This is a genomic window from Streptosporangium sp. NPDC049078 (assembly GCF_040648855.1).
Classification (GTDB): domain Bacteria; phylum Actinomycetota; class Actinomycetes; order Streptosporangiales; family Streptosporangiaceae; genus Streptosporangium.
This window is the reverse complement of record NZ_JBEZEL010000001.1, coordinates 228,266-250,956: the sequence shown is the minus strand read 5'-3', so window position 1 is coordinate 250,956 and position 22,691 is coordinate 228,266. Positions and strand designations below refer to the sequence as shown.

Below are 22,691 nucleotides of genomic sequence, written 5' to 3'. Positions count from 1 at the left end.
ACCCGCACTGGCACTACCACCATCACCGTCACTACCATCGCCGCAGGCGCTGGCATCGTAGATATCACTGGGGCGGTTGGAACTGGTGACCTGAGAGACAGTGGTGACCGACGCGATATCCGAGAAGTCGACGACCATCCGGCCCGTTTCCGGCACAAACCGGGGACCCGCCGTCGTGTCCGCTCCGCCTGCCACGTGAGCGGACCTCGCGACGTCCACGCCGTTCTGGCGAGACCGGCGGGTTCGCTTCAGGGCGACATGCCTCGACCCGGGAGAGATGCGGCAAAGGGAGGTACGCCCGGCCGTGTCGTCAGGGTCGCCTCGGAACGACCCTGACGAGGGGAGGGGCGCGGGATGACGCGCTGCGCTCAGGGACGGCCCAGAGCGCGGTAGTGCCAGCCGGAGGCCCGCCAGGTCTCGGCGTCGAGGGCGTTACGACCATCAACGATCTTGCGGGAGATCACCACGGAACCCAGCTCCTCGGGATCCATCGCGACGAACTCCTGCCACTCGGTCAGCAGCAGCACGACGTGGGCGTTTTTGGCCGCGTCCAGGGCCGAGGTGCCGTAGGCGAGTCCTGGGTGGGCCTTGCGGGCGTTCTCCTGGGCGACGGGATCGTAGACGGTGACCCGGCCACCCTGCTCGCTGATCTTGACGGCGACGTCCAGGGCGGGCGAGTCGCGGATGTCGTCGGAGTTGGGCTTGAACGCGGCGCCGAGCACCGCGACCGTACAGCCGCGGAAGGAGCCGCCGGCCAGCTCGCGGGCGAGGTCGACCATGCGGGCGCGGCGGCGCATGTTGATCGCGTCGACCTCCCGCAGGAAGGTCAGTGCCTGGTCGGCGCCGAGCTCACCGGCCCGGGCCATGAAGGCGCGGATGTCCTTGGGCAGGCAGCCGCCGCCGAAGCCGAGACCGGGGTTGAGGAACTTGCCGCCGATGCGGTCGTCGAAGGACAGCGCGAGGGAGAGCTGCTTGACGTCGGCGTGGGCGGCCTCGCAGACCTCGGCCATCGCGTTGATGAAGGAGATCTTCGTGGCGAGGAAGGCGTTGGCGGCCACCTTGACCAGCTCCGCCGTGGGGTAGTCGGTGATCACCATCGGGGTGCCCATCTCCAGCATGGAGGCGTACACCTCCCGCATGACCTTCTCGGCCCGGTCGGAGGCGACACCGAGCACGATCCTGTCGGGGTGGAGGGTGTCCTTCACCGCGAAGCCCTCACGAAGGAACTCGGGGTTCCACGCGAGCTCGGCGCCCGCGCCGATGGGGGCGAGCCGGGCCAGCTTGTCGGCGAGGCGCTGCGCGGTGCCGACCGGGACGGTCGACTTGCCGACGATCAGGCACTCTCGGTCCAGATGGGGGGCGAGCGACTCGATCGCGGCGTCCAGGTAGGACACGTCCGCGGCGTACTCTCCCGGCTTCTGCGGCGTGCCCAGGCACAGGAAGTGCACGTCGCCGAAGGCCGCGGCCTCCTCGTACGAGGTGGTGAAGCGCAGTCGGCCGTTGGCCAGGTTGCGTCGCAGGATCTCCTGCAGGCCCGGTTCGTAGATGGGCAGATCGCCGGCCCGCAGGCGGTCGATCTTCTCCGCGTCAACGTCGAGGCTGAGGACTTCGAAGCCCAACTCGGCCATGCACGCGGAAGTCGTCGCACCGAGATATCCGGTTCCCACCATCGTGAGGCGGTAGGCCACTGGTGCTCCCTTCGTTCTGCCCAATTCTTTGCCGACAGGGTATCGGCACCTTGTGGTCCCACTTTGCCACCTGCGCAAACGCCGCAGGACATACCACATGGGGTGGAGCGCTCCATGTTTTGTTGGACGTCCTAGTATTTTCCCATGAGCTACCCTCTCTACGCACTGCCCGAGGAGCACGAGATGCTCCGCGAGACGGTCCGCGCTCTCGCCGACGAGAAGATCGCCCCTCGCGCCGCCGAGGCCGACGAGACCGGGGAGTTTCCCTGGGACGTCTACAAGGCGCTCGTCGCGGCGGACCTGCACGCCGTGCATGTCCCCGAGGAGTACGGGGGCGCCGGCGCCGACGCCCTCGCGGCGGTGATCGTCATCGAGGAGGTGGCGCGGGCCTGCGCCTCGTCCTCGCTGATTCCCGCCGTCAACAAGCTCGGCACCGTTCCGCTGATGCTCGCGGCCTCCGAGGAGCTCAAGCGGGACTATCTCCCGCCGGTCGCGCGGGGGGACGCGATGTTCTCGTACGCCCTCTCGGAGGCCGAGGCGGGCAGCGACGCCGCCGCCATGAAGACCCGCGCTGTCCTCGACGGCGACCACTACGTGCTCAACGGCGCCAAGATGTGGATCACCAACGCCGGGGTGTCGGAGTACTACACGGTGATGGCCGTCACCGAGCCGGGCGTCGGGGCGAAGGGCATCTCCGCGTTCGTCGTGGAGAAGGGCGACGAGGGCGTCAGCTTCGGGGCGAAGGAGCGCAAGCTCGGCATCAAGGGCTCCCCGACCCGCCAGGTCATCCTGGAGAACGTGCGGATCCCCGCGTCCCGGATGATCGGCGAGCCGGGCACCGGTTTCAAGACCGCCCTCGCCACCCTGGACCACACCCGCGTCACCATCGCCGCCCAGGCGCTCGGCATCGCCCAGGGCGCGCTGGACTACGCGATCGGCTACGTCAAGGAGCGCAGGCAGTTCGGCAAGGCCGTCGCCGACTTCCAGGGCGTGCAGTTCATGGTCGCCGACATGGCGATGAAGCTGGAGGCCGCACGCCAGCTCACCTACGCCGCCGCCGCCAAGTCGGAACTCGCCATGCACGGCGAACCGCAGAAGGACCTCACCTTCCTCTCCAGCGCCGCCAAGTGCGCCGCCTCCGACGCCGCGATGGAGATCACCACCGACGCGGTCCAGCTCCTGGGCGGGTACGGCTACACCAGCGACTACCCGGTCGAGCGCATGATGCGCGACGCGAAGATCACCCAGATCTACGAGGGCACCAACCAGATCCAGCGCATGGTGATGGCTCGGCAGCTGTTGAAGTAGTTGTCGACGCCGGAAACCCCGCCCACCGGAGTTCGGTGACGAGGTTTCCGGCGTCCGATTTCGCACCCTGAACAATCACCGTTCTGTTCCTGTTTCATGAGAGAGGAACCGCGGCCAGGACAACGGGTCGTCGATGGCCTGGCGGGCGCGGTCGTGTGAGGCCGGCATCATGTGTGCGCAGACACGGAGAGCGAACCCTGGATCGGCGGAGCCGAGGTGCTCGGCCAGTGCCTTGATTGAGACGGCCGACCTGCCATTTGATAGCCCCGGTTTGTGATCGGAGGCCGCGGTGACGTGCGGAGAGCCACTTTTTCCATTGCAGGTTCGCCAATCCACAAGCAAACGTCCGTCCCGCCTGTACTCTCACTCACGGTTTTGGGTTGCGTGCGGAAGGTGACCGAGTGGTCGGCGAGAGTGATTGGGCGGGACGAGTCGGCGGGCGTAACGACGACTTCGACGAACTTCAGGTTGTCGCCATCCTGGAGCCCGGCCGGGCCTCGTGGGGCTCACCCTTTCAGGTAAGGGCCGGCGACGGGCACGACTACTTCGTCAAGGTCCTTGAGGGCTGCACTCGGAACTGGGCACGTGGCGCTCTCGTGGCCGAGTATGTCGTCAGCCGCGTGGGAGCCCTCATCGGCGCACCCGTGTGCCAGAGCAGTCTCATCCGGATCCCGGAGGAGCTCCGTGGGCATGGGATTGCCAGAGGTGTCGAACTCACTCCGGGGATAGGACATGCGAGCCGAACCATCCGGCACGCCGACGAAGTGCGGGACAGACTCGGCCACAGGCGGCGTGACGACAACCGCAGCCGGCACGTCGGTCTCTACGCGCTCTATGACTGGTGCTACGGGGATGATCCGCAATGGCTGCACGACTTGGAAGACGACTACACCGTCTACTCTCATGATCACGGTCTTTATCTTCCGCCGAACACGGGAGAGATCTCGCCTCAGGTCCTGCGTGAAGCGAAGGACGAGCCAAACGAGTTGCCAGACGTCCGGAATGGGCTGAACGCGGAGGCGGTTTCCCTGGTAGCGGATGCCCTTGAGAAAATTGACCGCGAAGTTCTCGTCAACATCATGTGCGGCGTGCCAGCATCATGGCCAGCAACCGATGAAGAACTGGCCACACTGGGCTGGTTCCTCGAATACCGCGCTCCAGTCGTAGCGGGCCGGGTGCGCAACCTGATCCGGAGGGAGGGGTAGATCGATGAGCCGCTACCTGTACTCGATCATCCGCTGTCTCCCCGATCCGCAGACAGGTGAATTTGTGAACGTCGGGGTCATCGCCGGGGATCCGGTCACCGGGGACTGGGCCGTTCGCCGCCTGTCCAACATCGAGCGGATCCGCAGGTTTGCTCCGCAGCCGGTTCTAGAGGTATCTGAACGCTTCATGGCCCGCGTGACAGGCGAGATCGCCGACGCCAGGGCTGCGGTGGAGGTGGACAGAGGAGAGCCACTCGGGGAAGCGTGGCTTGATCGACTCTGTCGAGACCATCGCAATACCGTTCAACTCAGCGCGCCCGCTCCCGTCATCGCGAGACGGGCCGAAGAGGCGCTGGCGATGATCTTCGACAGTATGATGATCGATCCCGCCTTGCCTCCGCGCCAGCAGTCGATAAGCAGGATCAGGGCAGTCCAGGACCTGAAAGACGCCTACAACCGGGCGGAGATCCCGGGATCGCTGCTGAAGCCGAAATGTCGGATCTACATCGGGGATCGGCTGAACTCTCTCATCGACATCGCCGTCGCCAACGGCTCCGCAATTCAGCTCACGCAAGCATGGTCCTTCCAAATCAGCTCGATCGATGACCTCTCCACCCGCGTCAAGGCATGGGGTTACGCAATAGAGCGACTCCGGCGAGGCGACGAGGCCCGCCTGATCGACGCGCAGGACTCGGTCAGCGAGGTAGCCTCCGACGTGGATCTCCAGATTGTCGTAGTGCCCCCAGAGACGGCACAGCAAGAGTTCGCGTATGAAGAGGCAGAGCAAGTCTTCATTGGTCTTGGCGCGGCGGTGCACACGCTTGACGACGTCGATGCGGTCCCTGCCCGCGCCGCAGCCTTGCTGGCGGCGAAGTGATAGCGCAGAACCGATTGGCTGAAGTCCGGCGCGGGCCGTCCTCCATAGGAGTGCCCCACGCCCTGGTTGTCTGAGTGTGCAGCGGGGAACACCCAGATCTACGAGGGCACCAACCAGATCCAGCGCATGGTGATGGCCCGCCAGCTCTTCAAGTAGACCGTCGACCAGCGGAAACCCGGTCCGAACCATGCCCGTGGACCGGGTTTCGCCTGTGCCTCCGGGTTTCGGTCTGGTCGGTGTGGGGTGGCCTACGGCACCTACCGCAAGATTGAGCGAACCGGCGGACGTGATCGCCGTCGCCGATGAAAGTTACATCGGCGACGGTGATTCACCACTGCCGAAGTAAGTGATTTCCTCCCCCGCTCTGCCCGGAGCGCGGGCTGATCCGGCAGGGATCCGGTGCGTCGCGAGCGCCGTGCGGAGGACTGCGCCTAGTCGTCGGCGACCGGCGCGACGACGGAGACGTCGGCTCCTGACCTGCAAGATCGGACTCACTGTCCGCCGGGTCGCATCGTGCGCATGAGCGACAGGCCTCTGCCGCGCCCCGCGAGAGGTCCACCGTGTCGTGGAAGATCATCTGATGTCGTGGCGCCGGGATGGACAAAGGTGCGCCTCACCCGCTCAGTGGACTATTGCGAGACATCCCTGTTAATGGGACATTACACCCAGACATCAGTCGGCATACGTCATACGTTACGAAATAGTAACGCTGCGTCTGCCACGGATTCTTGGGGCGCGCTATGAGGAGACCTCTCGCGCCCCGGCGGCGATGACCCTCGTCAGCGCGGCGCCGGGGTGGGCGACCAGGGTTCCTTCGGCGCCGACGAGATCGTCCTTCGCGTGCCGGAGAGCCCGTGAGCCGCCTGGGGCGAATGCTCGGTGCCACGAGACGGCGGGCACCGCTCATCCCGCGACAAGGACATTCGGCCTCACCGACGACGAGCCTGCCGAGTCCCACGCTCTGCCGGCGATCGCCGCGCATGGCGTGCGGGTGGGCCGACCCCTCGGGCCGGAAAGGTGCACAGCCCTCCGATCGATGCCCTCAACCGCAAGACAGGCGTCACATCCGCGCGACGGCACACCCCGATGAGTTCCACGGCGACGGGTGATCACGCGGCGACCACTCTGCTCGGAATCAGCGAAAGGAACAGAGCGTGAAGTCAGCCTCGTCCACCACTGGGAAGGTGTTAGCAGCGCTCGCGGTGTTCGCCGCCGCGGTGCTGCCGACCTTCGTGGGTAATACCTCGGCCTCGGCGGCGGCCCAGGCGACCTACTACGTCGCCCCCGACGGCAACGACGCCAACCCCGGAACGATCACGTCGCCGTTCAGAACCCTGCAGCGCGCGCGGGACGTCGTCCGTACGGTGAACGCCAACATGACGGACGACATCTACGTGTATCTCCGCGGGGGCAACTACTCGATCGGCAGCACCGTCGACTTCACGTCGGCCGACTCCGGCACGAATGGTTACCGGGTCATATACGCCGCGTACCAGAACGAGACGCCGATCCTCAGCGGAGGCGTTCAGGTGACCGGATGGACGCAGCACAGCGGCAACATCTGGAAAGCCCCGCTGAATCGCAGCAACAAGCTTCGCGCGCTCTACGTCAACGACAAGCGAGCGTTCATGGCTTCGAAGACGATGAACTCCGCGGGATGCTACGGCACCTACAGCATCACGGCAGGGCAGGCGTCCTGGGCGTGGGAATCGGGTTCGCAGTGCGCGGGGGTGAAGTACAACCTGAATGATTTTCCCGCCATCGCCGCCAATCAGGACGACATCGAAATCGAGACGGGGACGACCTGGACCACGGCCATCGTGGGAGCCCGGCAGGTCACCTCTGACGGGGCGAACCGGATCGTCCAGTTCCAGCAACCGGGAGCGGCCATCGCCCAGGGGGCCTTCAACGGCAACGCCCAGATCAACGGCAGCCACAAGGTCATGAACGCCTACGAGTTCCTGGACGCGCCGGGCGAGTTCTTCTTCGACAAGACGAGCCGGACGCTGTACTACTACAAGGCGAGCTCCGAGAACATGACCACCGCGACGGTTTTCGCGCCGAACAACGTGTCCACCCTCCTCAGGGTCGCCGGCACCTCCACGAGCAGTCGCGCCCGGAACATCACCTTCTCCGGCCTCACGGTCCAGCACTCCGACTGGAACCTGTTCAACGTGGCCGGCTCGGTGCTCAAGCAGGCCCAGCAGGGCAACCTCGGTGCGCAGGCGTACGCCAGGCAGAACTTCCACGTCTACTACTACCGCAACGTCGACATGGCGCCCGGCATCATCCAGATCGAGAACGCCGACGGGCTCGTCCTGCAGAACAACAGGGTGCAGCACACCGGCGTCGACGGAATCAACATGGTCAACGACGTGGTGAACACGAAGCTGATCGGAAACTACACGAACGACATCGCCGGATCCGCCATCGCCGTGGGCCATCCCCAGCACGTCTACATCGGGGACCACACCTCGACGAACCGCGAGAAGTATCCCGCCCAGGTCGAAGGCGCGCCCAAGAACATCGAGATCAAGAACAACTACATCTACGACAGCGCCGTGTTGTTCAACGGGCACAGCCCCATCTCGGCGTACTTCGCCGACGGCCTGTCCATCCAGCGCAACCGCATCGAGAAGACCCCTTGGTCCGGTGTGACGCTCGGCTGGGGATGGTGGAACTTCGACGGATCGTCAGGCTCGATCGCGCCCAACCGGCCGACCACCACGGCGAGGAACAACACCATCAGCTACAACCACTTCATCGACACGGTGCAGCGCCTGAGCGACACGGCTCCCGTCTACACGCTGGGCAACCAGCCGGGAACCACGATCACCAACAACTACATGCAGGGCGTCCCGTCCGGCCACAAGTACGGACTCCACCCGGACGAGGGCTCGGGAAACATGGTTTTCCGCGACAACCTCCTGAGCGTGGACAAGAACATCACGTGGCTCATCAACTCCGACGACTTCGGGCGCAAGCACGATCTGAGCATCACGCAGACGTACGGCCCCATCAACAAGGTCTCCAACAAGAACCTGCCGAACAGCACGGTCCACGACATCCTCGTGTCCTCCGACTACGTCTGGCCGTCGCAGGCGTACAGCATCGCGGTGAATTCCGGACTTGAGGACGCGTACCGAAACATCATTCCGCAGAGCAATCTTTCCCTGCCGGATTACGTCCTGCCCGCCAGCACCGTCGTCAGCGCCGGTGCGACGTCGATTCCCATCCGCAGCGCCGGCGACGCGAGCAAGTCGGTCTGGCTCGCCCCCCTGGGTACGACGTCCTTCGCCGCCGGCAACACGATGACCAGGGCGAGCGGAACCGCGACCTCCATCGCCGTTCCGACGTCGAACGGTGAATATCGGCTCTACGTCGTGGACGCCCAGGGGAACCGGTCGGCCGAGTCGAAATCGCTCGTCAGGCAGGGAAGCGGCGGAAGCAACCAGCAGAACGGCACGATCGTGGGCGGCCAGTCGGGTCGATGCGTGGACATCAACGGCGGCACGGCGACCAACGGCGCTCAGGCGCAGCTGTGGGACTGCAACGGCGGCACCGGCCAGCGGTGGACGTACACCTCGGGCAAGCAACTGCAGGTGTTCGGCAACAAGTGCCTGGACGCCTACGGCCAGGGCACCTCGAACGGCACTCAGGTCGTGATCTGGGACTGCAACGGACAGACCAACCAGCAGTGGAACGTCAACTCCAACGGCACCATCACCGGTGTGCAGTCCGGGTTGTGCCTGGACGCCAACGGTGCCGGCACCGCCAACGGTACGAGGATGATTCTGTGGGCGTGCAACGGCGGCACGAACCAGCAGTGGAGCCTGCGCAACTGACGTGAGCTCCCACCGGGTCGCGGGCGGTCGTACGCGCCGCCCGCGGCCATCCCGGCGAGGGCCGAAATCCCCTCGGAGGCCGATGCGGCACCGGTGAGGTGACCCGCCGGACGGGGCCTTGCAAACGGAACGACATGCCCGCGGAACGGATCCGGCCGGTTTCCGGGGCCGAGGTGGGTGCAGGGAACGGGCCCGGTGGAGGGCGCGGGCATACTGGGGGCGTGCCACGACGTGATCCACGGTCCCGAGTCCGTTTCGCGCCCACCGCCTCGTGTCCGTGCGGCCTGCCCGCGCCGTACGGGGACTGCTGCGGGCGACTGCACCGCGGGGAGGCGTCCGCGACGACGGCCGAGGCGCTGATGCGGTCGAGGTTCAGCGCCTTCAGCGTCGGCGACGCCGGCTATCTCCTGCGCACCTGGCACCCGTCGACGCGCCCGCCCGCCGTCGACCTCGGTGGCGGGCTGCGGTGGACGCGACTGGAGGTGACGGAGACGACCGGCGGCAGCGCCTTCCACACCGAGGGCACCGTCCGCTTCCGTGCCCACTACGTCGAGCGCGGCGAGGAGGGCCACCTGGAGGAGCACAGTCGCTTCGTCAGGCACGGGGGAGACTGGGTGTACGTCGGGGCGCTCTGAAAGCCTCGTTCCGCGGCGGAGGCGGTGCCGTCAACACGATCGTGAACCCTTTCTGGGTACCGCCATGGTGCATCCAAGCGTTTGCTCTGTCCGTGGGGACTCCGCGTGCCGTGAAGGAAGACGGTCGTGATCTATTCGGGGATGTTCGTGAATGCCAGAATCATGTCCCATGGATGAGGACGCCTTCTGGGAGCTGGTCGATCGGTCCGACCGGGAGACCGATACCAGAAAGAAGCGACTTGCCTGGCTGGATGGCGAGCTTTCCCGGCGCTCGGCCGAGGAGATCGCCGACTTCTCGATGTGGTGGGACTCCGCGACGAGCAGGCTCTGCACCTGGGACATGTACGCGGTGTACTGCTACGTCTTTTCGCGGCAGTCGTTCAACGCCTTCGAGTACTTCGTGAACTGGCTCGTCAGCCTTGGCCGTGTGGCGTTCGAACAGGTGGCGGCCGATCCGGACAGTTTGGTCGAGCTGCCCGAATTCCTGCGTCTGATGAAAGTGCTTCGCGCGAGGATCGCCGCCGGTAAGTACCCTGTATGGTCGGTGAACGAGGAACCGGAGTTCGAACTCCTTGCCTACGTGACGTTCGAGCCTTATCGAAAGGCCACTGGCCTGGATACGAGTCATCTGGGCGACGTTGTCCACGCTCGGGGGGTCCATGCGAAGTTCCCTCTCCTTGGCGAGAATTTCGACGGTGAGGAATGGGACTTCGAGGACGAGGCGGAGATAGGCCGTAGGCTTCCCCGGGTGGCTAGTTATCTGGGCATTTTCTGAGGTCGATTTGAGGTTGCGACATCGGTCGCCGGCTGTGACAACTGGCTAAAAGTGCGATCGGAACACCGGCTGTGAGCAGTGTCAAGCCTGATCGCGCAAAATGATCTATCCCGTTCTTTACATTTGAGCGCGCAAACTGTCGACAAGCTCCCAAACGGAAGTGAATGGATTTCGTTTCGCCGGCCTGGGCTCAATCTTGTGAGCTTCTTCGAGTGTCTGAGCACGTTTGCGTGCGAGTTCATAGCTCCGCATGATGGCGGTAGGCTCGAAGCTCTTTCCGTTGCGGGTGTAGGCGCATCCCCCTTGTGCTTCCAGTGAAGCACAAGCTTCGTCTGTTGTTAGGTAGGTGCGCTGATCTTTCACGTGCAGTATGAGCCAGAGCTCAAAGCAGGGATTAGAGATGGCGCACTTTATGTTATTTTGTCTGGCCAGAACCAATGCTTGCTCTAGTGAGCCATGAGGGGTTGGCGCTTCAACATCTATTACGCACCAAACCTGGTCATATGGAGTCTTTTTATCACTAAGGGAGTTAGGCGCTCTCCGCTTATGGTCAAGAGCAGCTCGCACAAGCCCTAGTGGCTCCCCGTGGGTCGAACCAAAGCGAACGCCGGGGATTCGAAGGTCCCGCACCAGCGCTCCTAGGTAAACGCGCTCTGTGACTTCACCTTCACAGTAGACGAGGAAGCGCTTCCTGCCCGGCAGGTTTCCCGGAGTCCGTTTCAGGGGCTTGTTCCGACTGCGGAGCGACATGTGAACCAGTGTGCCCTCTCAGGGCGCGCTCCAAGAAGTGATCGTCGAAAATCGGCACTCCTCTGTACCGGCCGAGCATGTAGCCCCGGAACACGTTGTCGAGGCCCTCCCTTACCCGGTATCGCGTCAGGGGGTGCAGTTCTGTCGCTCCGTCGGAGGCGCGATCCGCCAGCCAGATCTGATCGCGTCTCAACCGGGCATCGGCGAGTGGAGACATAAGGGTCACGTCGTGCGTATTGAAAAGTATTTGAGCGCCTAGCTTATTGTAAGTCGGGCTCTGAAACAGTTTCAAAAGCTCGGAAGCCAGCAAGGGGTGCAGGAAAGCATTCAGCTCGTCGACCACCAGCAACTTGCCTAGCGAGAGCGCATTGACAACGGGGCCCAGAAGGGCGAACCAGCCACGCGTTCCACTGGATTCGTGGTCCGCCGACAGGGTGTATTCTCGCTCGTTTACGCGATGAACAAAATCGATTTTTGGCGGCCCCTGCACCTCGACGCTCTCATCGGCGGCATTTTCGGGGTCCATCACTTTGATGAGCGCTAGAAACCTCTCCCGTATCTCTGCGTTAAACGGTTGCTGCTCATGGCGAACATCGGTGATGCCGAAATCTGCGTAGTTGAGTAGGCTCAGAACGCTTTTTCGGCCATGTTCTGACAGCCCGTGCAGGGTGGCGATAGGATTTTGATGTGGATGGCCTGCAGCCACATACGAAATATCGCTCTCAAACCAACGATAGATCCGGGTAAGCTGCTCATGGTTGTTTGCGGCAGCCGTTGAGAGGTACAGGCTGTTCGGTCTTACCAGGTCGGCGATTGCCCGCTTTCGCCCTTTGAGGCTCTCGCCGAAGCGGATGGAACTTCCCTGTGGCCCTGCTCGCTCGAATATGAGGCGTCGGACCAGTCGTTGCTGTCTGGTGAAGCTGTAGAGCCACTCGCTCTTTATCTCGTGGTCATCCAGAGAGAACCCATACTCATAGCGAACCCCGTCGAGCGCGATATCGACGGAGAACTCCGTGGGATTGATGTGGCTTTTTTCGTCAAAACGGAAATTGTTGCGCCGGATATGCGCTCCGGGCTTCCACAGTTGATGGGATTCTTCGACGGCATTTGCCATGAAGCGTAACGCCTGAAGCAGGTTGGACTTTCCTGACGCGTTGCCACCATAGATGGCAACGGCCGGTAGCACCGACAGGTCCTCTCGCGTCGGACTCCGCACCGCTAGATCGCCATGCTCGTCCAGCGCAACCAGACTGAGTTCCTGCTCGTCGCGCAACGACGCGTAGTTGGCGACACGGAAGCGGAGCAGCACCTTGCCTCCCGTCAGGCAACTCTCGGACATGGGTGTGTGACTAGGGGCCCCGAGCGTCACTACTTGACGATTATGCGCCTTAAAGCTACCGGGAGGTAGGTCCTTGAGCGTGTAGATGGTAAAAATCGGCCCTCCTGGCTCTGCGAGTGCACCATCACCTGCGGCATCAAAGATCACGACTGATGCAGGAACCTCCGTCTGAGCGGGTCGGATATCGGCCGCGATCATGGGCCCCGGCTCCGGATTTCGGTGCATCGAGAGGAGGTCCCCGGCGCCTCCTCCTTCAGAGGGCACGCCTCGTAGCGCACGACCAGCGGAGACCCGGCTGCCGATCATGCCCGTGGACCCGATTCCGTGTGTCGTGTGGATCGGGAGGGAGGTTATGTCCGAGGGCGGTTTCGCGGGTCGTGGGCGGGGTGCAGGTGTTCGTTCGGCGCGCGCCTCGCGGTCACCTTGGAGGTCTCTGGTCGGTGGTCGTCGCTCGCGGGCAGGATCCCCACGTGACGATTCAGGTGGCGGTGTGCGGTCCGCGCGAGTGTACGGCGCAGGAGGAGTCCAACGCCCGCGAGGTCGGCCGATTACTGGCGGAGCGCGGTGCGGTGGTGATCTGCGGTGGTCACACCGGGGTGATGGCCGCCGTGGCGGCCGGTGCCCGGTCGGCGGGTGGAACGGTGGTCGGCGTTCTGCCCCGGTCGGACAGGGCGGACGCCAATCCCGATCTCTCCATCGTGATCCCGACCGGTTTGGGGGAGGCGCGGAACACCGTCATCGTCAACTCGGGGGACGCCGTGATCGTCATCGGCGGATCATGGGGCACGCTGTCCGAGTTGGCGTTCGCGATGCGGTACGGCCGTGTCCCCGTGGTCCAGCTCGGCGGCTGGCGGATCCTCGACGGGGAGGGGCGTCCGGTCGCCGGTATCACGCACGTCTCGTCTCCTGAGGAGGCGGTGGCGGCCACGGGGCTATGGCGGTGACCCCCGGAGGGGGGCCTGAGAGACCGGCCGCGACACGCTCCGGAGACGCCCTGTTCCGTTCGTGGCGCCATCCCCGCGAGTTCTCACTCCCACGGTTGTGCGCTTCTTCGCGTGAGAGCCGCTCGGGATTCCCGCGGAGACGGTCAGGTCCAGGGTCAGCCCGGGGAGGGACTCGTCCTTGGTGCCGGAGGGGTTTTCGAGTGCTTGGCGCATGTGGTGTCCCACTCGGGGATGCGGAGCAGCGCGGGATTGGCGACGCCGCTCTCGCCGCGTGCCCCGCTCGACGTGCTGGCGAAGGCGAGGCCCTCGACGCAGATCCGGGCGACGTTGGGGAAGTTGTCCGCGTTGCGGAAGACCTCGACGTAGTCGACGTCGCCGACCTTGTCCGGCGCCGCGTTCTCCTTGCCGCCGCGATCGCCCAGCTGGTCGGAGGAGCAACCGGTCAGCAGGAGAGCGGCGAGAACCGCTCCGGTCCAACCGGCGGACACCGGACGTGTCATTCGTTACTCCTTCGCGTGGGGGAAACGGGCTGGCTCCTGGCCTCTCGTGGCCTCGGTGGAGCCGCGGGGGTGATCAGCTCCACCTCGTTCGCGGCGAGGGCGTCTCTCAGGTCGGGCGGCGGCATGGTGTCGGTGATGAGGTAGTCGGCGGCGCCGAGCTCCGACACCTGGGCGAACAGCCGGCGTCCGAACTTGGAGGAGTCGGCGAGGATCGCCACGCGGGCCGCGCGGGCGAGCATCTCCTGCATCATCGCTGCCTCGGCGAGGTTGCTCGTCGTGTAGCCGGCGTCCGCGGAGACGGCGCCGACGCCGATGAGCGCCAGGTCGCAGCTGACGTCCAGCTCGGTGCCGGTGTTGGTGCGGAAGCTGACCGGGCCGATCGTGGCGAGCGTGAGCGAGCGCACCGCGCCGCCGAAGATGTAGATGTCGCGGATCGCCGTCGGCGGCAGCGCGCCGGGCACCAGCAGGTTGTTCGTCGCCACCGTGAGGTCGCGGTGCTGGCGCAGGCCGCGGGCGAACGCGAGGGTGGTCGTCCCGCCGTTGATCATGATGGTCGAGCCGTCCTGGACGAGTGCCGCGGCCAGTGCCGCGATCTTCTCCTTCTCCTTCTCCTGCTCGTTGAGTCGCTGGTCGACGGCGCGGTCGGTGCGGGAGATCGTGGACAGGCTGACGGCGCCGCCGTACGTGCGCACGAGGATGCCGTCGGCGCTCAGCTGGTCGAGGTCGCGTCGCACGGTGTCGATGGAGACGCCGAAGCGCTCCGCCAGCTCGCTCACCGTGACCTGCCCGGTGTCGGAGACGTACGCGGCCAGTTGGGCCTTGCGTCCGGCAGGTAGGTGGCGCTGCCGATCGTCCCTGTCGCCGCTCACTGATCTCCCTTCGGTAGTGCGGCAGTATGCCACAAACGCACCCCGCTCACGTGCATCGCAGCATAGAACAGCGAAAACCTGCAAGGGTGGGCGGGGTCCTCGAAGCCATGCATCTCCCTGTTCATCTCCAGGTCGAAGCAGGTGGCCGAGACGCCTGCCCTGCCGTGCGGCGCGAGACTTTGCCATAGTGCGCAGCTTTCTGCCGTTCTTCTCTTGTTTACGTTCGTAATGCGCTGCTAACGTGACCGCCACACAGCAGAAAACAGAAAGATCTAGATGTGGAAGGAGCTGGCCATGACGATTCGCGCAGCCCGGCTGAGGCGACTGACAGGGGCGGTGACAGCGGCCGCGATGGTCGCGTTCGTTGCGGCGTGCGGCTCGGGCAGCACAAGCGACTCGGCTGACGCCGGTGCGGACAACACCGTGACGCTGGAGTTCGCGCAGTGGTGGGGGGCCGAGCTCCCGGCCGAGGATTTCGACAAGATCATCAACGACTTCACGGCCCAGAACCCGAACATCAAGATCAAGCTGCTGAGTGCGCCGTACGCCTCGACCAAGCAGCAGCTGCTCACCGGTGCGGCGTCCAAGACCCTGCCCGACGTGGTCGGTCTCGACGGCGCCTGGGTGAACGACTTCGCCAAGCAGGGCGCGATCACCGACATGTCCAAGCTGATGGCCGAGGCGGGCTACGACGACAGCCAGCTCGCCAGCCAGGTGCAGCTCGACGGCAAGACGTACATGATCCCGGTGGTCAACTTCGTCTACCCGCTCTTCGTCAACAAGGACCTGCTCACCAAGGCGGGCATCGAGAAGGTGCCCGGCACGCGCTCCGAGTTCCTGGACGCGGCCAAGAAGATCAGTGCGACCGGCGGCAACGCCAAGGGCTGGGCGCTCCCGCTCGACACCGCGGTGCCCAACGGCATCCAGAACGACGTCATGTCCTGGCTGTGGGCCTCGGGCGGCAGCATGCTGCAGGACGGCAAGCCGAACCTGACCAGTCCCGAGGTCAAGGGCGTGGTCGACTTCGTGAAGAGCCTGAACGACGCCGACGCCATCGCGCCGGGCTCGCTCACCATGAAAGAGCAGGACAAGGTCGAGAAGTTCACCAACGGCCAGGTCGGCATGATGATCGACTCGCTCGCGCACATCAACCTGATCAAGAAGAACAAGCCGGACCTGAAGTTCGAGATCGCGGCCCTGCCCGCCGAGGACGGCTACACCGGCAAGCGCGGCATCCCCTACGCGTCATGGGGCATCGGCATCTCCGACTCCACCGAGCACAAGGCCGAGGCGTTCAAGTTCGTGTCCTACCTGATGAGCCAGGAGGCGAACGCGAAGCTCAGCACGATCGCGAACGGCTTCCCCGGCAACAAGAACGCGGAGCCCGACTTCAGCGGCGGTGACCCGATGTTCAAGACCGCTTTCGAGATCTACCAGCAGGGCTACCCGGCCAACGAGTTCGTCGGCCTGCCCAAGGCCGAGGACCTGATGCGCAGCTTCGACGAGCAGCTCCAGCTCGTGCTGACCGGCAAGACGAGCGTCGACGAGGCCCTCCAGAAGTCCCAGGAGTCCTGGTCCTCGGTGATCGAGTAGTCCGCCCGGGCGCCGCGCCGCTCCGCCGGCGCGGCGCCTGACCAAGGAGACAGCGATGACATCGGCGCAAGTCGAACCCATGACCGCGCCGGAGAGCGCGCCGCCGCCGGGGCGGGCCGCCCCCGGCCGCGACCGCTCCACCCCGGCCCGGCGCCTGGTCCCGTACGGCTATCTGTCCCCCACGATCCTGCTGATCGTGCTCCTGATGGTGGTCCCCATCGTCATGGTGGTCGGCTACTCGTTCCGGGACAACGTGATCATCCAGGAGAACTCGGTGTTCGCCGGGTTCGCCAACTACGCCAAGGTGCTCACCGACCCGGACTTCCTGGCCGCGCTGAAGAACACCGCGATCTTCATCTCGGTCAGCACCGTGGCCCACCTCGTCCTCGGCCTCGCCTTCGCGATGATGCTCAACACGCGGCTGCTGGGCGGGGTCGCGAAGGCCGTCTTCCGGATCGTCTACATCCTGCCCTGGCTGTTCACGATCGCGGTGATCGCGGTCATCTGGCGGCTGCTGCTCGACCCGGCCGGCGTGGTCAACTACGTGCTGCAGACGCTGGGCCTCATCCAGGAGGGTGTGAACTGGCTCGGTGACCCGAGCACGGCGCTCTGGGCGGTCACCTTCGTCAACATCTGGTCCGGCTATCCGTTCTTCATGATCAGCCTGCTCGCCGGGTTGCAGGGCATTCCCGCCGACCTGTACGAGGCGGCCGCGGTGGACGGGGCGAATCCGCTCCGGCGCTTCCTGAACGTGACGCTCCCGCAGCTGCGGCCGGTGATCATCGGCATGGCGGTGCTCGACCTGATCTGGACGTCCCAGCAGTTCGCGCTGATCTGGATGATGACCGGCGGCGGGCCGCTGAACACCACCGAGATGCTCAGCACCTACACCTACAAGCAGGCCTTCAGCGAGTACGAGTTCGCGACCGCGTCCGCGGCCGCCGTGGTCGTACTGCTGCTCACGATGGTCCTGGCCTTCTTCTACGTACGCCAGCAAAGGGAGCGGTGAGATGGCCAGCGTCAAGAGCAGCGTCAGGATGACCGTCAAGACGCGGCACACCCTCGCGAAGGCCGGGGTCGTCACGGGACTCGTCCTCGGCGCGCTGTTCGCCGTCCTGCCGGTCCTGTGGATGCTCTCCACCTCGTTCAAGGGGAACGGAGAGGTCTTCCAGAGCCCGCCGCAGCTGATCACCGAGGGTTTCTCGCTGGACGCCTACCGCGAGATCCTGGGCAGCGGCGAGCAGCTGCGGTTCTTCCTCAACAGCTACATCGTCGCCCTCGCGGTGACGGCCCTCACGCTCCTGGTGGCGATCCTGGCCGGGTACGCGTTCAGCCGCTTCACGTTCCCGTTCCAGCGGACCATCAACGCCGTGATCGTCAGCGTCCAGGCGGTGCCGCCGATCACGCTCGTCATCCCGTACTTCGGGCTCGTCGTCGGGCTCGGCCTGTACAACACCTATCCCGGCCTCATCCTCACGCACATGGTGTTCACCCTCCCGTACGCGATCATCATGATCACCGCGTACCTGAACACGCTGCCGCGCGAGCTGGACGAGTCGGTCAAGGTCGACGGCGGTACCGGCTGGACCGCGCTGTGGCGGATCCTGGTGCCGGTCTCGGTGCCCGGTCTGATCGCGGTCGGGATCTACACGTTCATGATCTCGTGGAACGAGTATCTGTTCGCGCTCACGCTGACCCGTACCAACGACATGCGCACGGTGCCGATCGGCATCCAGCTGCTCATGGGCCAGCACTCCTACGAGTGGAACCAGATGATGGCGATGAGCATCCTCGGCTCCATCCCCGTTCTCATCCTCTTCCTTCTCTTCCAGCGGCGGTTCATCGGCGGGCTCACCGCCGGCGCCGTCAAGGCCTGATCCCTCCCGGCCGCTGAACACCCCCCAGTAACCAGACACACCCCCATTTATAAGGAGAAAAACCGAAATGCTGACGACCGGCAAGGCGATTCTGGACGTCGCCAACGAGCACAGTTTCGCCGTGCCCGCGTTCAACATCAGCGACTGGGCGATGTTCAAGGGCATCGTGGAGATCAGCGAGGAGAAGAACGCGCCGCTGATCGTCGGGATCCACCCCGACGAGGCGCGGCACATCGGCCGCGAGATGATCACCGGCATCATCGAGCGCTCGCACAACGCTAGCGTCCCGGTCGCGATCCACTGGGACCACGGCGCCACCTACGAGCAGATCCTGCAGGCGATCCAGTACGGCTTCACCTCCGTGATGATCGACGCCTCGCTGAAGCCGTTCGACGAGAACATCGCCATCTCCAAGCGGGTCGCCGACTCCGCGCACGCCCTCGGCATCTCCGTGGAGGCCGAACTCGGCACGATCGGCGCGACCGACGGCGAGGCCGAGGAGGGCGCCGACACGATCATCTACACCGATCCGGACGACGCGGTCACCTTCGTCGAGGTCACCGGTGCGGACAGTCTCGCCATCGCGATCGGCACCTACCACGGCATCTATCCGGCGCACCTGAAGCCCGAGCTGAAGCTCGACCTGCTCAAGGAGATCAAGAGCCGGCTGCCGATTCCGCTCGTGCTGCACGGCGGCTCCGGCAACCCGGACGACGAGATCGCCGAGGCCGCGCGGATCGGCATCAACAAGATCAACATCTCCAGTGACATCAAGGTCGCGTACCACGACAAGATGCGCGAGATGCTCGCCGACGGAAAGCTGCGCGAGCCGAACAGCATCCAGCCCGCGTGCGTCGAGGCGATGAAGGCGGTCGCCGCCCACAAGATCGACCTGTTCGGCGCCGCCGGCAAGGGCTCGCTCTACTGACATGGCCGACGCGTCCCGTGTGGTTCTCGGCCTCGGCGGTTGCGTCGACTACGAGTTGACGCTCACCGCCGGCGTCCTGGAGCGGCTGGTCGCCGACTACGGCATCCTCGCCGCCGAACTGGAGTCGCCGCCGGTTACCGTGACCGGCGAGCGGGACCTCGTGGTGTCCATTCTCGGATACGTGGCCCGGGGCCGTGGCGGCGAGCACTTCGTCGCCTCCGCCCCGGCGCTCGAGGCCTTCGCCGACCGTTTCCCCTACCGGGCGACCCTGGGCGGCACCTCGGTGCGGGCCGGGATCCTGATGAGCCGGTTGGGCGTGCCGTCGACGCTCCACCTGGTCAGCGTGAACGACACGATCCGGCGGCTGCTGCCGCCGGACGGTGACTACGTCTCCAGCGGCGTCGAGGACACCTTCTACCCCCACCTGATCGTCCAGTACGACCAGGGCCTGCGAATCCGGAGCGGTGACCTCGACATCACCGCGCCGTTCCCGAACCGGCTGATCTACGTCAACGACCCGGCCAACGGCGACATGCTGCTCACCGACGACCTGGGCGACCGGCTCGCCAAGGCGGAGGTTTTTCTCATCTCGGGCCTCAACGCGATGCAGGACGAGGCGGAGCTCGACCGGCGCCTCGCCGAGCTGCGCTCGCACATGCGGCGGCTGCCGCCGGGGGCGGTGACCTACTTCGAGGACGCGGCGTACCACGAGCCCGCCTTCAGCCACCGGGTCAGGGACGCGCTGCTCGACGAGATCGACGTGTACGGGCTGAACGAGGACGAGATGCAGTCGTACCTCGGACGCCAGGTCGACCTGCTCTCGGCGGAGGACGTCGCCGCCGCGCTCACGGCGGTCCGCGCGCTCATCCCGGTGCCGACGCTGGTGCTGCACACGAAGTACTGGGCGGCGGCGTTCGGGGAAGGCGCGGGCGAGTACGCCGACGCCCTCGACACCGGCACCGTGATGGCCGCGACCCGCTACTGCCACGGTGACGACTTCACCGGCGAGGACGTCGACCGGCTGCGCCGACGACCGCGAAGGATCGAGTCCGTCGCCTTCGCGAGGGCGTTGCACGAGCGGATGGGCGACACCGTCCACTGCGTCCCGGGATTCTCGCTCGACGTCCAGAACCCCACGACCGTCGGGCTGGGGGACACGTTCGTCGGGGGCTTTCTCGCCGCGCTGGCCCGCGAGGAGCGCCGATGACCATCGCTCGCCGCGTCGGCGCGCACGGAGAACCGACGGTCTCCCGCCGCGCCGGCGCGTATGGAAAACCGATGCCCGTCTCCCGTCGCGTCGGCTCGTAAGGAGGCCCGATGACCATCGAGATACTGTCCGCCAACCAGCCGGAGACGTTCTACCGCGGCGCAGGCCGGATCGCGGAGTTCCGCGGCGCACCGGCGCTGCCCGATCGCCCCGAGGACTGGGTGGGCTCGGTGACCAGCAGGTTCGGGCTCGCCCCTTCCGGGCTGTCCACCCTGCGGGACGGCCGGGTGCTGGCCGAGGCGATCGCCGCCGACCCCGCCTGGTGGCTCGGTCCCGGGCGCACCGACACCGGCGTGCTGGTGAAGCTGCTCGACGCCGGGCAGCGGCTGCCGTTGCACGTGCACCCCGACCGCCGTTTCGCGAACGCGCACCTGGCCTCGCCCTACGGGAAGACCGAGGCATGGGTGATCGTCTCCGCGCGGCCCGACGCGTACGTCCACCTGGGTTTCGCCCGGGACGTGGAGGCCGGCGAGCTGGCCGGTTGGGTGGCGGGCCAGGAGACCGAGCGGATGCTCGCCGCCACCAACAAGGTCCCGGTCGCGGCCGGTGACGCGATCCTCTGCCCGGCAGGACTGCCGCACGCGATCGGCGACGGCATCCTGCTGGTCGAGATCCAGGAGCCGACCGACTTCTCCGTACTGCTGGAGTACGAGGGCTTCGGCCTGTCGGACGGCCACCTCGGCCTCGACTACGACCTCGCCCTGGGCTGCGTCGACCGCGGCGCGTGGACGCCGTCGCGCCTGGACGGGCTTCGGGGCACTCCGGCGCGACTGCTGCCCGAGGCCGCCGACGAGTTCTTCTCCGCACGCCGCGTGCGCGGCGGCGACCGCCTGGACCAGGGGTTCGGCGTCCTGGTCGCGGTGTCGGGCGTGGGAAGGCTGACCGGCGGGAAGGACGACTGGTCGCTCAGGAGGGGGGACACGCTGCTGGTTCCGTACGCGGCCGGCCCGCTTCTCCTGGACGGCGAGATCGAGGTGATCCACATGTCGGCGCCCACCGCTCCCCACCGTCCGCCGTCGGGCTGAGGACATGACCGCGGGCCGACCCACATCGAGTGCCCTGACCATCCGCGGACCTCGCGGATCTTCGACCCGGCCCTGGTGAACGGAGAGTCGCCCGACCCGGGAGGAGTAGTCGATCCCGGGCGGAAAACCTCTCCGGTTGGGCGGCGGTGTGGGCCGGCTTCTACCGGTCGGCGAGAGGGGAGGCCGTCTTGGGATGTGAGGCGGCCTCGGGACAGCCCGGCGGAGGGCTCATCGCTCCCGAGCGGGAGACCACGGTGAAGGACGCGTCGAGGTTCGTGAGCTTCAGGAGCTTGAGAACCACGGGCGGGGCTCCGGCCAGGAGCAGAGGTGTGTCCCGTTCGCGCGCGTGCCGCCTGATGGCGATCAGCGCGCTCAGGCCGCAGGCGTCGATGAAGGTGACGCCTGACAGGTCGATGATGACCGTACCGGGGCGGGCGTCGATGACGTCCTGGGTGAAGACCGACAGTTTCGGCCTGGTGGCGAGGTCGAGCTCACCGGCCACCGTGATGACCACGAAGCCATCGGCGTGCTCGCTCGTGAGTTGCAGTGCGTTCATCGCCCACTTCCCTGCAGGCTGACGTGAATGTACGTATCCGGCCAGGGGGTGTCGCTCGGACGCCTGGCCTCAGCTCGCCGCCTCCCTGGCCGCGTCGTGCGGGCGCGGAGGGGATGGACGATCTGAAGCCACGATACTCCCTAACGGTGCGAACCATCGCTTTCCGTGATCGTGTAGCTTCGAAGCGAAGTGTAGATGCCAACCTGGATATGTGCCAGCTATTCAAGGAAACAGCTTTGTAGCCGTGTCCCCGAAGGGTCGTCAGGGTGGTTCCCGAGTGGCGGGAGAGGGTCCTGCGCCGGGTGGGAAAGCGGGCCTGAGCTGGGCGGAGTCAGCCCGCGGAATGGCTCGGGGCCATGGCGTCGAGCGCGTCGCGCAGGGTGGCTCGCGTCTCGAAGTGCCTGTCGAGATTCGTGATCGTCAACAGGTGTGTGATCATGCCGGGGCTCACCACCAGCATGAGGTGACCGTGGGCCTCCTTGATCCGGGTGAGCGTGCCCACGATGACCCCCAGCCCCACCGAGTCGCAGAACGGCACGCCCGTCAGGTCCAGCACCAGGTTCGGGGTTCCGGCGTCCTCCAGGGCGTGGTCGATCTCCGCGCGCAACCGCGGAGCCACGGCCATGTCGAGCTCGCCCGCCGCCTGTACGACCACACAGGTGCCACTGCGCCACGTCTGAACGTCGAATGTCGAGATCACGATCATCACC

Annotated in this window: 20 protein-coding genes; 13 read left to right on the top strand and 7 right to left on the bottom strand. The window is 65.7% G+C overall.

What is annotated here, in order from left to right; translation table 11 throughout:
* Positions 1-368: 368 nt before the first annotated feature.
* Positions 369-1,670: a UDP-glucose/GDP-mannose dehydrogenase family protein gene (locus AB0B90_RS01015; RefSeq protein WP_350946610.1), complete on the bottom strand. Its 1,302-nt coding sequence runs from the start codon at positions 1,668-1,670 to the stop codon at positions 369-371.
* 162 nt (positions 1,671-1,832) lie between these two features.
* On the opposite strand from AB0B90_RS01015, the gene AB0B90_RS01010 reads away from it, so the two are divergent.
* From AB0B90_RS01010 to AB0B90_RS00985, 6 genes are all read left to right on the top strand, one after another.
* Entirely contained in the window at positions 1,833-2,996 is a 1,164-nt protein-coding gene (locus AB0B90_RS01010) for an acyl-CoA dehydrogenase family protein (protein ID WP_350946428.1), read from the top strand.
* 401 nt (positions 2,997-3,397) lie between these two features.
* Complete coding sequence (locus AB0B90_RS01005) at positions 3,398-4,201, top strand: HipA family kinase (protein WP_362920122.1); 804 nt, start codon at positions 3,398-3,400, stop codon at positions 4,199-4,201.
* 4 nt (positions 4,202-4,205) lie between these two features.
* On the top strand, positions 4,206-5,078 hold the full coding sequence (locus AB0B90_RS01000; protein ID WP_350946430.1) for a DUF3037 domain-containing protein: 873 nt from the start codon (positions 4,206-4,208) through the stop codon (positions 5,076-5,078).
* Between the two features lie 1,184 nt (positions 5,079-6,262).
* Positions 6,263-8,923, top strand: coding sequence for a ricin-type beta-trefoil lectin domain protein (locus tag AB0B90_RS00995; RefSeq protein ID WP_362920120.1), 2,661 nt, complete (start codon positions 6,263-6,265; stop codon positions 8,921-8,923).
* 221 nt (positions 8,924-9,144) lie between these two features.
* Positions 9,145-9,558, top strand: a complete 414-nt coding sequence (locus AB0B90_RS00990) for a YchJ family metal-binding protein (protein ID WP_362502428.1) — start codon at positions 9,145-9,147, stop codon at positions 9,556-9,558.
* A 169-nt stretch (positions 9,559-9,727) separates the two neighbouring features.
* On the top strand, positions 9,728-10,333 hold the full coding sequence (locus tag AB0B90_RS00985) for a DUF4240 domain-containing protein (protein ID WP_350946433.1): 606 nt from the start codon (positions 9,728-9,730) through the stop codon (positions 10,331-10,333).
* Positions 10,334-10,450: 117 nt separating this feature from the next.
* On the opposite strand, the gene AB0B90_RS00980 is transcribed toward AB0B90_RS00985, so the two are convergent.
* Together AB0B90_RS00980 and AB0B90_RS00975 are read right to left on the bottom strand one after the other, a co-directional pair.
* The gene (locus tag AB0B90_RS00980) at positions 10,451-11,083 is read right to left on the bottom strand and encodes an RloB family protein (protein WP_350946434.1); all 633 of its coding nucleotides are present in this window, start codon (positions 11,081-11,083) and stop codon (positions 10,451-10,453) included.
* Positions 11,001-12,620, bottom strand: a complete 1,620-nt coding sequence (locus AB0B90_RS00975) for an ATP-binding protein (RefSeq protein ID WP_362920117.1) — start codon at positions 12,618-12,620, stop codon at positions 11,001-11,003. Before AB0B90_RS00975 ends, AB0B90_RS00980 begins: the two co-directional genes overlap by 83 nt.
* Before the next feature lie 272 nt (positions 12,621-12,892).
* On the opposite strand from AB0B90_RS00975, the gene AB0B90_RS00970 reads away from it, so the two are divergent.
* Positions 12,893-13,366 (top strand): TIGR00725 family protein, encoded by a 474-nt coding sequence (locus AB0B90_RS00970; RefSeq protein WP_350946436.1) that lies wholly within the window; start codon positions 12,893-12,895, stop codon positions 13,364-13,366.
* A 155-nt stretch (positions 13,367-13,521) separates the two neighbouring features.
* Here the strand turns inward: AB0B90_RS00970 and AB0B90_RS00965 are convergent, their stop codons facing one another.
* Both AB0B90_RS00965 and AB0B90_RS00960 read right to left on the bottom strand, forming a co-directional pair.
* A complete protein-coding gene (locus AB0B90_RS00965; RefSeq protein WP_350946437.1) occupies positions 13,522-13,866 on the bottom strand; it encodes a hypothetical protein in 345 nt (114 codons plus the stop codon).
* A complete protein-coding gene (locus AB0B90_RS00960) occupies positions 13,863-14,735 on the bottom strand; it encodes a DeoR/GlpR family DNA-binding transcription regulator (protein ID WP_350946438.1) in 873 nt (290 codons plus the stop codon). Before AB0B90_RS00960 ends, AB0B90_RS00965 begins: the two co-directional genes overlap by 4 nt.
* A 294-nt stretch (positions 14,736-15,029) precedes the next feature.
* Between AB0B90_RS00960 and AB0B90_RS00955 the strand changes: the two genes are divergently transcribed.
* From AB0B90_RS00955 to AB0B90_RS00930, 6 genes are all read left to right on the top strand, one after another.
* Positions 15,030-16,328 (top strand): sugar ABC transporter substrate-binding protein, encoded by a 1,299-nt coding sequence (locus AB0B90_RS00955; protein ID WP_350946439.1) that lies wholly within the window; start codon positions 15,030-15,032, stop codon positions 16,326-16,328.
* Between the two features lie 55 nt (positions 16,329-16,383).
* Positions 16,384-17,337, top strand: a complete 954-nt coding sequence (locus tag AB0B90_RS00950) for a sugar ABC transporter permease (protein ID WP_350946440.1) — start codon at positions 16,384-16,386, stop codon at positions 17,335-17,337.
* Between the two features lies 1 nt (position 17,338).
* The gene (locus AB0B90_RS00945) at positions 17,339-18,205 is read left to right on the top strand and encodes a carbohydrate ABC transporter permease (RefSeq protein ID WP_350946441.1); all 867 of its coding nucleotides are present in this window, start codon (positions 17,339-17,341) and stop codon (positions 18,203-18,205) included.
* Positions 18,206-18,272: 67 nt separating this feature from the next.
* Complete coding sequence (locus tag AB0B90_RS00940; protein ID WP_350946442.1) at positions 18,273-19,133, top strand: ketose-bisphosphate aldolase; 861 nt, start codon at positions 18,273-18,275, stop codon at positions 19,131-19,133.
* A gap of 1 nt (position 19,134) precedes the next feature.
* Positions 19,135-20,340, top strand: a complete 1,206-nt coding sequence (locus tag AB0B90_RS00935; RefSeq protein WP_350946443.1) for an ADP-dependent glucokinase/phosphofructokinase — start codon at positions 19,135-19,137, stop codon at positions 20,338-20,340.
* Between the two features lie 110 nt (positions 20,341-20,450).
* On the top strand, positions 20,451-21,425 hold the full coding sequence (locus AB0B90_RS00930) for a class I mannose-6-phosphate isomerase (RefSeq protein ID WP_362920113.1): 975 nt from the start codon (positions 20,451-20,453) through the stop codon (positions 21,423-21,425).
* A gap of 160 nt (positions 21,426-21,585) precedes the next feature.
* Here AB0B90_RS00930 and AB0B90_RS00925 read toward each other — a convergent pair whose 3' ends face one another.
* Complete coding sequence (locus AB0B90_RS00925; protein ID WP_350946445.1) at positions 21,586-21,981, bottom strand: STAS domain-containing protein; 396 nt, start codon at positions 21,979-21,981, stop codon at positions 21,586-21,588.
* Positions 21,982-22,312: 331 nt separating this feature from the next.
* Entirely contained in the window at positions 22,313-22,681 is a 369-nt protein-coding gene (locus tag AB0B90_RS00920) for an STAS domain-containing protein (protein ID WP_350946446.1), read from the bottom strand.
* Between the last annotated feature and the right edge of the window lie 10 nt (positions 22,682-22,691).

Excerpts from the sequence above, each read along its gene's own strand:
- AB0B90_RS00950 (WP_350946440.1), top strand. The coding sequence starts at position 16,384 with ATGACATCGGCGCAAGTCGAACCCATGACCGCGCCGGAGAGCGCGCCG.
- AB0B90_RS00925 (WP_350946445.1), bottom strand. The coding sequence starts at position 21,981 with ATGAACGCACTGCAACTCACGAGCGAGCACGCCGATGGCTTCGTGGTC.
- AB0B90_RS00985 (WP_350946433.1), top strand. The coding sequence starts at position 9,728 with ATGGATGAGGACGCCTTCTGGGAGCTGGTCGATCGGTCCGACCGGGAG.
- AB0B90_RS00940 (WP_350946442.1), top strand. The coding sequence starts at position 18,273 with ATGCTGACGACCGGCAAGGCGATTCTGGACGTCGCCAACGAGCACAGT.
- AB0B90_RS00935 (WP_350946443.1), top strand. The coding sequence starts at position 19,135 with ATGGCCGACGCGTCCCGTGTGGTTCTCGGCCTCGGCGGTTGCGTCGAC.
- AB0B90_RS00930 (WP_362920113.1), top strand. The coding sequence starts at position 20,451 with ATGACCATCGAGATACTGTCCGCCAACCAGCCGGAGACGTTCTACCGC.
- AB0B90_RS01015 (WP_350946610.1), bottom strand. The coding sequence starts at position 1,670 with ATGGTGGGAACCGGATATCTCGGTGCGACGACTTCCGCGTGCATGGCC.
- AB0B90_RS00975 (WP_362920117.1), bottom strand. The coding sequence starts at position 12,620 with ATGATCGCGGCCGATATCCGACCCGCTCAGACGGAGGTTCCTGCATCA.
- AB0B90_RS00965 (WP_350946437.1), bottom strand. The coding sequence starts at position 13,866 with ATGACACGTCCGGTGTCCGCCGGTTGGACCGGAGCGGTTCTCGCCGCT.
- AB0B90_RS01010 (WP_350946428.1), top strand. The coding sequence starts at position 1,833 with ATGAGCTACCCTCTCTACGCACTGCCCGAGGAGCACGAGATGCTCCGC.
- AB0B90_RS01000 (WP_350946430.1), top strand. The coding sequence starts at position 4,206 with ATGAGCCGCTACCTGTACTCGATCATCCGCTGTCTCCCCGATCCGCAG.
- AB0B90_RS00980 (WP_350946434.1), bottom strand. The coding sequence starts at position 11,083 with ATGTCGCTCCGCAGTCGGAACAAGCCCCTGAAACGGACTCCGGGAAAC.
- AB0B90_RS00945 (WP_350946441.1), top strand. The coding sequence starts at position 17,339 with ATGGCCAGCGTCAAGAGCAGCGTCAGGATGACCGTCAAGACGCGGCAC.
- AB0B90_RS00955 (WP_350946439.1), top strand. The coding sequence starts at position 15,030 with ATGACGATTCGCGCAGCCCGGCTGAGGCGACTGACAGGGGCGGTGACA.